Source organism: Psychrobacter fozii (assembly GCF_003217155.1).
Classification (GTDB): Bacteria; Pseudomonadota; Gammaproteobacteria; order Pseudomonadales; family Moraxellaceae; genus Psychrobacter; species Psychrobacter fozii.
This window is the reverse complement of the sequence record NZ_QJSU01000007.1, coordinates 1-11,935: the sequence shown is the minus strand read 5'-3', so window position 1 is coordinate 11,935 and position 11,935 is coordinate 1. Positions and strand designations below refer to the sequence as shown.

The following is an 11,935-nucleotide window of genomic DNA, read 5'->3' as shown; positions in this document are numbered from 1 at the left end:
GAATCTAAAATAGAAAAAGCCCTGTAAATTATTTACAGGGCTTTTTCGTTATCGGAACTCAGCATTTAGCTTCGTTATGATTCTTTATTGGTCTGTGATTTATCTTGATCGCTTAGATTTTGAATGACTTCAGCACGTAACCAAGATTTTAAGTTTTCAGACATCAGCATCATTTGCTCACTGAGATAGTCATCAATTTGCACCTCAAGTTCACGGATCAGTTCTTGATGCGTGGTACTCAGTTTGGCGTCTTTTAATGCTAACTTGATGGCAGTACTGGCTTTATCGTTGATGGCTTTAATGGCGCTATCATTTTTAACGCTGCTATCATTATCAACCGTATTGTCTTCAACAGCATTTGCATGTTCGCTGATGGTTTTATAGTTCGGCGTAGGATTTTCAGTAGCCACACTTTGGGTATTATTTTTTTCAGAATTATTAGGGATGCTACTATTAGCGTTGTTTGCAGCATTTGTCTCAACTGCTACTACTGATTTATCATTATTCTTATCAGCGGCTATTGCTGCATTTTTTTCTTGTTCTTTTTGTGCAGCCTCTGCTTCTTCACGCAGCTTGGTTTCTTCTTTTAGTTTGGCTTCTTCTTTGAGCTTGGCATCCTCTGCTGCTTTTATTTTTTGCGCTTCTTCGACATGTTGTTGTTCAGCGGCTGCGCGTGCTTGCTCTTGCTTATCGGCAATGGCTTTAGCAATCGCTTGCTCGGCTTCGTGGTTTTCGTAGAGCTCATCGATATGAGCATCTAAGTCATGGGTTTGAAATTCAAAGCTCTCAAAGGGTGTATCGCTTTGCAATAAAGTGGTGATGTCTTTTAGCTCTTGAGTAATAGCTGCGCGGATGGGTTCAGGCGCACACGTCCAGCGTTGGTAAAACTGATGGGAAAATGAGTAGCTTGACATGGTATCTTCCATAAATGTTCCAAAAATTACCCCTTATCATACGCAAGTAAGATAAGGGGCTGCAAGTGGACAAACGTAGTCAGTCTGACGGTATCGTTACATTTTCGCTCTTAAGACATTATGATTGACTGCTTTTATGACCATTTTGCAAAAATCAACGAACCGTTAGTGCCACCAAAGCCAAAGCTATTAGATACCGCATATTGTAAGTTGTCGACTTTACGTGATTGGTTGGCCACATAGTCGAGGTTGCAATTGTCTTCGAGATTATCCAAGTTAATGGTAGGTGGTACATGCTGATGCTGAAGCGCCATCACAGTGAAAATAGCTTCAATACCGCCCGCAGCGCCAAGCAAATGGCCTGTCATAGACTTGGTGGAGCTGACCAATATAGTGTCTTTAACTGCTGAAAAAACGGTTTCAATAGCCAGTGATTCGGCGACATCGCCAGCGGGTGTGCTGGTACCATGTGCATTGACATAACCCACGCAAGACGCCTCGATACCCGCATCATGAATCGCATTTTGCATGGCACGGGCAGCACCGCTACCATCTTCTGGTGGCGAGGTAATGTGACTGGCATCATCACTCATACCAAACCCAACCAGTTCTGCCAATATCGTTGCACCACGTGCTTTAGCATGGGCAAGGCTTTCTAATACCATTACACCAGCACCATCACCGAGTACAAAACCATCACGGTCTTTATCAAATGGGCGTGAGGCTTTGGTTGGTTCATCATTGCGTGTTGATAACGCATGCATCGCGGCAAAACCAGACATACCTAAAGGACTAGAGCCTTTTTCGCTACCACCTGCCAGCATGACATCGGCATCACCATGCGCAATCAATCGCGCTGCTAAACCAATGGCGTGTGTTGAAGTTGTACAGGCTGTCGATGTGGCAAGGTTAGGGCCTTTTAGCTTATGTTTGATGGCTACAAGACCGGCTGCCATATTCACAATAGAGCCAGGAATAATAAAAGGCGATACTTTTTTTGGCCCGTGAGCATTGAGCGTCGCACAGCTGTTTTCGATGGTTTGAATACCACCAATACCTGACCCAATAATCACGCCAAAACGTTCTTGATCAACATTTTTAACGGGTGCATCGGCTGCACCAATCTCATCGATGAAGCCAGCATCATGTAAGGCCATGGTAGTTGCGCCGATGGCATAATGCATAAACTCATCATAGCGGCGCGCATCTTTTGCATTCATATATTGCTTGGCATCGAAGTCTTTGACCACACCGGCAATTTGAGCGCGGTATTCTGTGGCATCAAAGTGAGTGATGGGTACGATACCACTTTCGCCATTCAGAAGTTTGGTCCATGTGCTCTCAAGATCTAGGCCCAGTGGGGTGATAGCTCCCATACCGGTAACGACCACTCGAGTGTCATCATCGCGCTCATAATGAGGCTTTTTTGGACGGCGCTTTGTGCCAGTCGTCGTCGGTGATGTGGCTGTATTGATGTCTTGGCTCATGCTATATGTCCTGTACTTGCGTTCCTAAAAGGATGGTTTTTTCTGATATTATTTGATTGCGCTGTCGTCATATCGTTTGTTACTGTCGCGTTATACTCTTTATAGCGTCATACATGCATTTTTACAACCATTATAAAACACTTAAGTGTACATATGTAAACTTAAGTGTAGTATACTTGCGAAGGCTAACGAGTGTAGCAAAAGCTACTTGTTATTTTAGCTACCTGCTGTTCTAGGTATCTATTGCTTTAATAGTATAAAGGTATTGCTGATGACTGCCTATACTTTGACTATGCAGTTTATCCACGATAATGCCGTTACTATCTACGGTAAAGACATTGTATTGTCGTCTCGCTAAATATACTCATGTGCAACTTGTACTAGGTTCATTTATATCAATGTACTGAGAATATAAATATAACCATGTTTTGTGGGGCAGGTAATAGCAACACGTGCTAGTGAGACAAGCGATATGGTAATGAGAGCTGCTAAGCAAAACACACTTGCCCTAACACTACGTTTTTACTTGCACCCGTCACTGCTGGCAAATTACCTGTTTCACCCATCAACGTCTGTCTCGCTAGCCATGCAAAAGCAACGGCTTCTACCCATGTTGGATCCAGTCCTAAGCTCGCAGTCGTTTCTACTGTGCAATGAGGAAGGTTTGCCTGCAAGCGCGTCATTAAATAGCTATTCAATGCACCGCCACCGCAGACGTATACTGCAGTATTTTTATTAGCGTCGATACATTGATTAATTTGCGCACTCGCGCTGATGGCCGTCAGCTCAGTGATCGTGGCCTGTACATCTGCTGAGGAATAACGAATGATAACAGAGGCCTGCTCGAATTTTTGTAGCTCGTCTTGTAGCCATGCTAAGTTAAAGTCTTCACGGCCCGTACTTTTGGGATAAGATTTTGCAAAAAACGGATGTTCTAACAGTTGGTTGAGCAGCGGCTCAATGACTTGACCAGACTGTGCCCATGCACCACCAGCATCATAGCCTTTATCTGTATGCAATGCGGTCCACGCGTCCAATAATAAATTGGCAGGGCCAGTGTCGTAACCTACAACGGCATTATCTACAACATTACCTATGACATTGTCTGGTTGATTTGATAAGTTATTAGAAGCCGCTGGCAAGACAGTGATATTAGCAATGCCACCCAAGTTCAATAACACGCGAGTACTGTCAGGCGTGGCAAACAGTGCTTGATGAAAGGCTGGAACCAATGGCGCACCTTGACCACCAACGGCCATATCACGGCGACGAAAATCGCTAACCACACTGATACCTGTACGCTCAGCGATGATATTGGCATCGAGCAACTGCAAGCTAAAGCTCATCTGCGGACGATGGCGCACAGTCTGACCATGACAGCCAATGGCTAGCACCAACTCTACATCAGTATCAGCTTGTTTTAATAACGTATTGACCACCTCACTCGCAAACTCACCATACTCGCGACTTGCCCAGCCGAACCAGTCCAGTTCGCTATTTGGTTCGTCAGCTGTGGGTGTTAATGTCTGAACACCATTGGGCTGACATAATGCCAATAATACTTCACGCAGTCGCGGTGGGAAGTCTTGGCTATAAGATGCTAACAAACGCATGGGCTGCTGCTTTTCTTCTTCATTGCCAGTATCTGCACCGAATTGACAAAGAGCGGCATCCATACCGTCCAAACTGGTGCCTGACATCATGCCGATATATAAACCATCATCGAAGTTTTCAAACACAGTCTGCTCAAGTGCCTCAGTAAGTGTGGCATAATTTAAATCGTCAATATTTTCCAAGCTATTATCCAAATCACTGTCCATCTCTAAATCTGGATGAGTATTGTGTTGAGTATCAGCAATAGATGCGGGGTTGGTCATGGCAATTTACCTTAAAAAACGCTAGTATATCCGTCAAATTCTAACATCTTTTGCGGGCTACGAGACCTTAATACCATTCCCAAAATCAGAGCAGCAAGGAAAACGAGTGTAAGTCCTGCACTTATTACGCTAAACGAGTTTGCCACCGCTCATCATATTTTTTGGTTTGGTATGATTTAGTATAAATAGCCCAAACGTTTAACCCTTAATAAAGACAATAAAGAGATCATCATGACCACGCAAACGTACACCCTAGAAGAACAACTTGCGCTTATCCAGCGCGGAACACAAGAAATCCTATCTGAAGAGGATTTAGTGGCGAAGCTTAAGCTAAACCGTCCATTGCGTATCAAGGCAGGCTTTGATCCTACCGCACCTGACCTGCATTTAGGTCATACCGTGCTGATTAATAAACTCAAGCACTTTCAAGACTTGGGTCATGAGATTTATTTTCTAATCGGTGATTATACGGCCAAGATTGGTGATCCTTCTGGCAAAAACAGCACACGTCCGCCATTGACTGATGAGCAAATCAAAGCCAATGCCACAACCTATGCTGAGCAAGTATTTAAAATTTTGGACAAAGAAAAAACTCGCGTGGTCTTTAACTCTGAGTGGTTCAACGACATGAGCGCCGCTGATATGATTCAGCTTGCTAGTCAGCAAACGGTTTCGCGTATGCTTGAGCGTGATGATTTTTCTAAGCGCTATGCCTCACAGACCCCAATCTCTATCCATGAGTTTTTGTATCCGCTCGTGCAAGGCTATGATTCTATCGCGCTAAAAGCCGATGTTGAGCTTGGTGGTACCGATCAAACCTTTAACCTATTGATGGGACGCACGTTGCAAGGCCGTTATGGTCAAGAGCAACAAGTATGTATCACCGTACCAATTTTGGAAGGGTTAGACGGCGTTAATAAAATGTCTAAGTCTTTAAATAACTACGTGGCTATTTATGATGCACCGGGCACCATGTATCAAAAAATCTTATCTATGCCAGATACGTTAATTCGCCGCTACTTTGAATTTTTAAGCTTTAAACCGATGGACGAAGTCGAAGGTTTATTGGCAGAAATGGAAAACGGTCGTAACCCACAAGAAATCAAACGTATCTTGGCTGAAGAGTTAATCGAGCGTTTCCATGACGCTGATGCCGCTGCCAATGCGCATAAATCAGCGGGTAATGTCTTAGCTGATGGCGAACTGCCAATCGATTTGCCAGAAGTAACGGTAGATCTAGAAGGTCAGGATGCACTGTTTATCACTCAAGTACTGAACCAATCTGGGCTGGCTAAAAACAGCTCATCTGCCAAAGATATGGTAAAACGTGGTGCGGTAAAAGTAGATGGTGAAGTGGTTGATGCAGGTTTCAGCTTAACCTCAGGTCAGACAGTCGTTATCCAAGCAGGCAAAAAAGCCTATGCGAAAGTGACAGTTGGTTAATATGAATAAGGTCGAAACCTTTAAAATACTCAGACAAGATTTTCAAAATTTAACTTATGAAAATCATGAGAACCAAGATAAGCTGTCTATTAGATTTACAGCGCTGATCAGTAAGTTTATAGATAGTGAATCAGCTTATATTAAGAAATTTGATAATGTTAGCTTTACTTCTGGCACAAATTTTTTTTATGAACCTAAGTCTAAGGAAATCTGGATGGCTGGTCATAAGCATGCTTTACAGCTTATAGATGACGTAATAGAAGATATCGAGCTGTTTGATACTCTTGATAGACCAACTAAAAAAGAATCTTTAATTACTAAAGATAGCTCTAAGGTTTTTATCGTTCACGGTCACGATGATGGCGCTAAAGAAACAGTAGCTAGATTTGTAGATAAGCTCGGTTTTAAAGCTGTTATTCTCCATGAGCAAGTAGATTCTGGCGCTACAATCATAGAGAAGTTAGGAAAGCATACGGATGTAGGTTTTGCTATCGTTCTCTATACTGAGTGCGACATTGGCGGAGTTATTAAGTCTAACCCCGAAGATCTGAAACCACGAGCAAGGCAAAATGTTATTTTTGAACATGGACTCTTGATTGGTAAGATTGGTCGAGCAAATGTGGTTGCGCTTGTGAAAGGTAATGTCGAAATTCCAAATGACATCTCAGGCGTGGTCTATAAATCCATGGATACAAGCGGAGCTTGGAAATATAGCATTGCTAGAGAAATGAAAAGCTCTGGCTATGATGTCGATATGAATAAAATTGACTAATTGGAAGTAATAATGACAGATCAGATAGTTCAGCAAGGCATCTACCGCCATTATAAAGGCAGCCTTTACCAAGTTTTGCATACGGCACAGCATTCAGAAACTGAAGAGTCGCTAGTGGTTTATCGTTGCCTATATGGTGAATACGGCGTGTGGGTGCGTCCATTAGCCATGTTTACTGAAACGGTTACGGTAGACGGTAAGCAAGTGCCACGCTTTGAATTGATTAAAGACTTAGCTGACTAGTATTAATCTTTTAGATAATGTGAAGGGCTCAATAAACAAATAAAAAAGCGACTTTTAAAGTCGCTTTTTTATGTCTATTAAAATCTAGCTAGCCAAAAACTGCTTTAATACCTTATAAAAAGCCACAGGCGCATCCATCGGCACCGCATGGCCAGATTTTGGCAAAATAATGCTGTGCGCATTGGGCAATAACTCAAGCAACTGTTGTTGCCACTTTGGATCATACAACTGCGAGCGCCCACCAATCAATAAAGTGGTTGGCGTCGCTACCGTTGGCAACACATCACGATAATCGTAGGGCAGCGCAACATAAGCAGATAGGCAGCGCAGTTTGTGCTGCCATGTCGCATGCTTCATCAGTGAGATTTTGTGTGGTGCTCGATAGCTCAAGGTTTTCGTCAATACTTGTGAAGGCTTGGCACTGACAGAGAGCAGTGAAAATGAGCGCTCTATATCCAATAAGTCTGCTTTTAATCGATAGGGCAGATAGCGGAAATCATCAACGTGCATATATGGCTCAGCGTGAGAAATTAACCGCGTAAACTGAGCAAATAATTCTGTCTGACGTGTACCAAAGACGCCGCCATCTTGCCAGTCGGGCTGATTATGAATAAGAGGCGCTTGGTCAATATTAAGATAGTGGCTGACACTGTCATGACCAAAACGCTTAAAGTATGCCCACATGACCAATGCACCCATTGATATCGCAGCAATAGGAAAGGTGTCCACGGTTGTCTGTTGACGAATATGCTGTACCACTTGCTGCGTGTCTTCTGCATATTGTTCAATAAAATCAAACGTTGGTAACCTCAAATCACTGGCCAAACCAAAACCACGAAAATGCGGCAAATAAAAGCAATGATTTTGGGTCAGCGACAATATAAACGGCAAAAACTGCCGTGCATCCATACCAAAAGCATGCAGTAGCAGCACGGGTTGACCTTTACCAATCACAGACGTCGGTATCAGCGTACCGTCAGTCGCTGTCACATGAGTGGTTTGCAATTGGTATTGCTCAGGTATTTTGAATGCCATTTTAAATGTCGCTTTGAACATGTGGGGTTTATATGGATTTGACTATACTACTGCCAGAGTTTGGCGTAGTGGGCATCGCTGATGTTGGCAATATCTAATGTTGCTAGCATTTCACGTAGGGCAGTCCAACGTTCAGAGTCTGGTTGAATAGGCGCTATCAAGCGTTTTAAAGTATCATTGATAATGTCATCCATCAATGCAGATGGTGTCTCACCTGTATAGGCGTAATAAATCGTGCGTGCTTGTTCGGGGTTGTCGATACACAACTGCGCCATTGCTGTACTGACGGATACAAACTGTGTCAACGCTTCTGACTTTTCTTCCCAAATACTATGTGTGGTCATTAGCTCCAATGCTGAAAAGTTAGGATATGGTGATAAATGCTGATCAATAAAGGTATAGTCAAGCCCTGTATGATTGGCCTCAATACCTTCAAAGTTATAAAAGCACAACCATGCGCCATCAAATTCGCCTGCTTCATCACCCTTTTGCAGGTTTTCTAAATGCTGAAAGTCGGTCTCTACAAAACTGACATTAGCGGCATCTAACACAAAACCATTTTTCTTGGCATAACGGCTTAAAATCTCAAAGCCAATTTTATTGGTAATAGGGTTGGCTGCAGGCGTTGTAATACGAATCGGTTGGTTTTGATGTAATTTATCAAGACTGCTTTGCTTGATAAGCACGCCACCGTCTGTCACAAAAAAACAGCCCAATGCTTTTAAGTCTTCAAAATAATGCTCGAATAAGTGAATCGGTTCGTTCACGTGTAAATCAATATTGCCTGCTTCTAATTCTGTAAAGCCATCGTAATGTTCAGTTGGCTCTATCATATTAATATCAAGCCCTGCCTCGGCATAAGCACCAGTATGAATGCCTGCAATAAAAGGTAGGTGATCTGGATTTAAAAACCATTCTAGCGTCAGAGTGAGTGCAGTGTTTGGCATAACATATCCTTATATCATTAACAGAAGTAAGTCACAGGTAGGTCACATTAAAAGTGACAGTGTTGACCATAGCATAAAATAACGGTAAAAATGGCTGAAAAAAATCAGGCCGCGATACAGTATCAAAATAAGATATTGTATCGCGGCCTGATGGTAGTGACATTAATGCTCAATATTGACTAGCCATTGTTTTTTGCAATGGTTAAGCCATTATAGGTCTGCGCAACTGGCATCACTTCTAAGCGGTTCACGTTGATATGTGCAGGTGACTCAATCAGCCATAATAAAATATCACCAACATCATCACCAGTCATGGTTTTGAAACCGTCATAAACCTTGGCAGCTTTATCGCTATCGCCATGATAGCGCACGTTTGAAAACTCAGTGCCCGCGACATTACCTGGCTCAAGATTGGTCACGCGTACTTGTGTGCCAAGTAAGTCAGCTCGTAAGTTTAGACTGAACTGTTTTACAAATGCTTTAGTCGCGCCATAGACGTTACCACCAAAGTACGGCCAGCTACCAGCAATCGAACCGACATTAATGATATAGCCGCTATCGCGAGCGACCATCGCTGGCAAGACAGCATGGGTCAGCGCTATCAACCCTTTGATATTGGTATCGGTCATGCGCATCCAGTCATCTAGATTGGACTCTTGTGCTGGCCCAGCGCCCAGCGCCAATCCTGCATTGTTCACCAAGACATCGATTTGGTTAAAACCATCGGGCAAGTCAGCAATGATTTGTGGAATAGAAGCCGTATCGCTGACATCCATGACTACAGGTAAAAATGCCTCGCCCAAATCTGCAGCCAATGCTTGTAATTTATCGAGGCGTCTGGCACAGCCAATCACGCGATGGCCCTTAGCAACCAAACGCTCTGCCAGCGCTTTACCAAAACCTGCGCTAGCGCCTGTAATCAATACGTTCATGTTATATCCTTATCATTGATACTGTATACTTTTGTCATGACTATCTAAGAAAACCGAATGCCTTGCTAAGATGACCGAACACCTTGATTTAAAGGTTACTGATTTAGTTGCTTACCAAATATTTTATCACCAGCATCGCCAAGACCTGGAATGATATAGCCGTGCTCATCCAAATGGCTGTCCAATGCGGCAGTATAAATAGTCACATCAGGATGTGCTTCGTTGACCACACGTACGCCTTCAGGCGCAGCCACTAATACGAGTGCTTTAATATTAGTACAGCCGTTTTTCTTGAGCATATCAATAGTCGCAACCATAGAGCCGCCTGTTGCTAGCATCGGATCGATGATAAGTGCTGGGCGTTTGTCCATGTGGCTGACGAATTTTTCAAAGAATGGTACTGGCTGTAAGGTTTCTTCGTCACGTTGCAAGCCCACGACAGAGATTTTTGCAGTAGGAATCAGGTCGAGCACCCCGTCAAGCATGCCAATACCTGCACGTAAAATCGGTACAATTGTCGCTGTCTTACCGATGATTTGCTCACCAGTGATTTCGCCACACCATCCCGCCATTGGGAACGTTTCAATCTCGAAGTCACGGCTTGCTTCATACGCCATCAAGCGTGCAAGCTCTTTGGTCAACGTACGGAACTTATAAGTACTACAATCTTTTTCACGCATAAGGCTAAGCTTATGACGGACCAGTGGATGATCGATTACCGTAATTTTTAAACCGCTATTTAGGTCGCTCATAGAATCTCTCTTGATTTTGGGGCTGATGCTTGCGCAGTCACTGCGGTTGCTATTAGTATAAAAGATACAAACACTTACTTCACTTTAACCGTATTTTTGGCACACAAATAGTAAGCTTAATATATTACTAGTAAAGCCAACTGAATACATTCAATGCTTATATAAGGGTCTTAACCTTAATTAATTTACAGTGCTTTTATTCATAACCTACATTTAGGGTCACAATAATTAGATCCAAAGCAATTGAAGCCATCATGATTCAAGCAACCATAATGAAAGCCACAATTATTCGAATCAAACACCGCATCATTCTATATATTTAAGCCATTGACCTCTTAAGCCGACTATATTTCACTATCGCAGCACTATAATAAGTGAAGTAAGGTTTAGGCCTGCTATGATACCAAAAAAACCGCTTTTCTGACGAAGAATCTTATGACTACATACTCATCCCATGCGCATAAAAATACCAACAAGACCGATAGCAACTCAACATTATCCGAAACGCAGGTCGCCGAAATAGAACCTCATCCATTTCCGCCTGTCTTACCACCCAATGCCACTGTCATGATGATGGGAACGTTTCCACCGACTATCGATAAATGGGCAATGAGTTTCCATTATCCAAATTTTTATAATGATATGTGGCGTATCTATGGTCGCGTATTTTTTGATGATGCAGATTATTTCAGAGTAGGGGATGACAAGCGCTTTGATCCTGAACGTATTCGCGCCTTTATGTTTGAGCGCGGGATTGCCTCTTGTCCAACAGTCAAACAAGCCATTCGTGAAACAGGTAACGCCTCAGACAAAAACCTGACGGTCGTTACCCCAGTAAATTTAGATGACATTTTGCCGCAAGTGCCAAAAGTTAAAACGTTATTTACTACAGGTGGCAAAGCGACAGAGGTGCTACTCAATTTACTAAGCGAACCGCCTGCTAAGTCCAAGTATCCTAAGACCAATCAGAGTATGGATTATCCTTACGAATGGCAGAATACAGATAACCAGAAAGCTGATGTGAATAATTTAACCTTGTATAGGCTACCTTCGACTTCACGCGCATATCCTTTATCACTAGATAAAAAAGTAGCTGCTTATAAATCGTTCTTTGAAAAGATGGATAAGTTATAAGCAGTTATATAGAAAAGAGTGGTATAGCAGTATTAGTATATTAAGGAGATTTCAATCATATATCATTGCTAAAGTAAAAGTGCTTTTCTAAAGAAGTGAGAAATCATAAGAGTTTCAACAGCAGTGTCTAAAATTTTAAGTAGCTAAATTTATCTCAACCCATTGAAAAGAATAGTATATTGAAAAAATTGTTAAATTAGTTAAAAAACCTTTAATTAAGGCATTGACACAGCTCTTAAACTCTATATAATACGCCCCTCAACAGGGAGAACTGGCAGTAATTAGGAACTAATTACTTAATTAAAACCCAGTTAACTCATTGAAACGAAATTAAAAAAGAAGTTGACAGACTATTAAAACATGATATGATAGTCAGCTCGCTAAATAGGATAAGCCACA

Annotated in this window: 11 protein-coding genes; 4 read left to right on the top strand and 7 right to left on the bottom strand. The window is 42.4% G+C overall.

Features of this window, described 5'->3' with window-relative positions; genetic code table 11:
- Positions 1-74: 74 nt before the first annotated feature.
- The 3 genes from DFP82_RS09735 to DFP82_RS09725 all read right to left on the bottom strand — a co-directional run bounded on the left by DFP82_RS09735 (position 75) and on the right by DFP82_RS09725 (position 4,278).
- Positions 75-926, bottom strand: a complete 852-nt coding sequence (locus DFP82_RS09735) for a cell envelope integrity TolA family protein (RefSeq protein ID WP_110923550.1) — start codon at positions 924-926, stop codon at positions 75-77.
- A gap of 122 nt (positions 927-1,048) precedes the next feature.
- On the bottom strand, positions 1,049-2,401 hold the full coding sequence (gene fabF, locus DFP82_RS09730; protein WP_110923549.1) for a beta-ketoacyl-ACP synthase II: 1,353 nt from the start codon (positions 2,399-2,401) through the stop codon (positions 1,049-1,051).
- A gap of 488 nt (positions 2,402-2,889) precedes the next feature.
- On the bottom strand, positions 2,890-4,278 hold the full coding sequence (locus DFP82_RS09725; RefSeq protein ID WP_110923548.1) for an anhydro-N-acetylmuramic acid kinase: 1,389 nt from the start codon (positions 4,276-4,278) through the stop codon (positions 2,890-2,892).
- A 231-nt stretch (positions 4,279-4,509) separates the two neighbouring features.
- Here DFP82_RS09725 and tyrS point away from each other — a divergent pair, with 231 nt between their 5' ends.
- Genes tyrS through DFP82_RS09710 form a run of 3 tightly spaced genes read left to right on the top strand, consistent with a single transcriptional unit; the run spans position 4,510 to position 6,736 of the window.
- Entirely contained in the window at positions 4,510-5,721 is a 1,212-nt protein-coding gene (tyrS, locus tag DFP82_RS09720; RefSeq protein ID WP_110923547.1) for a tyrosine--tRNA ligase, read from the top strand.
- Position 5,722: 1 nt separating this feature from the next.
- Positions 5,723-6,493 (top strand): TIR domain-containing protein, encoded by a 771-nt coding sequence (locus tag DFP82_RS09715; protein ID WP_110923546.1) that lies wholly within the window; start codon positions 5,723-5,725, stop codon positions 6,491-6,493.
- Between the two features lie 12 nt (positions 6,494-6,505).
- Positions 6,506-6,736: a DUF1653 domain-containing protein gene (locus tag DFP82_RS09710; protein ID WP_110923545.1), complete on the top strand. Its 231-nt coding sequence runs from the start codon at positions 6,506-6,508 to the stop codon at positions 6,734-6,736.
- Between the two features lie 84 nt (positions 6,737-6,820).
- Here DFP82_RS09710 and DFP82_RS09705 read toward each other — a convergent pair whose 3' ends face one another.
- From DFP82_RS09705 to upp, 4 genes are all read right to left on the bottom strand, one after another.
- Positions 6,821-7,771, bottom strand: a complete 951-nt coding sequence (locus tag DFP82_RS09705; RefSeq protein WP_245905698.1) for an alpha/beta fold hydrolase — start codon at positions 7,769-7,771, stop codon at positions 6,821-6,823.
- Positions 7,772-7,818: 47 nt separating this feature from the next.
- Positions 7,819-8,718, bottom strand: coding sequence for an ABC transporter substrate-binding protein (locus tag DFP82_RS09700; protein WP_110923543.1), 900 nt, complete (start codon positions 8,716-8,718; stop codon positions 7,819-7,821).
- A 179-nt stretch (positions 8,719-8,897) separates the two neighbouring features.
- On the bottom strand, positions 8,898-9,650 hold the full coding sequence (locus tag DFP82_RS09695; RefSeq protein WP_110923542.1) for an SDR family NAD(P)-dependent oxidoreductase: 753 nt from the start codon (positions 9,648-9,650) through the stop codon (positions 8,898-8,900).
- Between the two features lie 95 nt (positions 9,651-9,745).
- Positions 9,746-10,402 (bottom strand): uracil phosphoribosyltransferase, encoded by a 657-nt coding sequence (gene upp / locus DFP82_RS09690; RefSeq protein ID WP_110923541.1) that lies wholly within the window; start codon positions 10,400-10,402, stop codon positions 9,746-9,748.
- A 567-nt stretch (positions 10,403-10,969) separates the two neighbouring features.
- On the opposite strand from upp, the gene DFP82_RS09685 reads away from it, so the two are divergent.
- Positions 10,970-11,536, top strand: a complete 567-nt coding sequence (locus DFP82_RS09685) for a DNA glycosylase (protein WP_425450605.1) — start codon at positions 10,970-10,972, stop codon at positions 11,534-11,536.
- Positions 11,537-11,935: the final 399 nt, after the last annotated feature.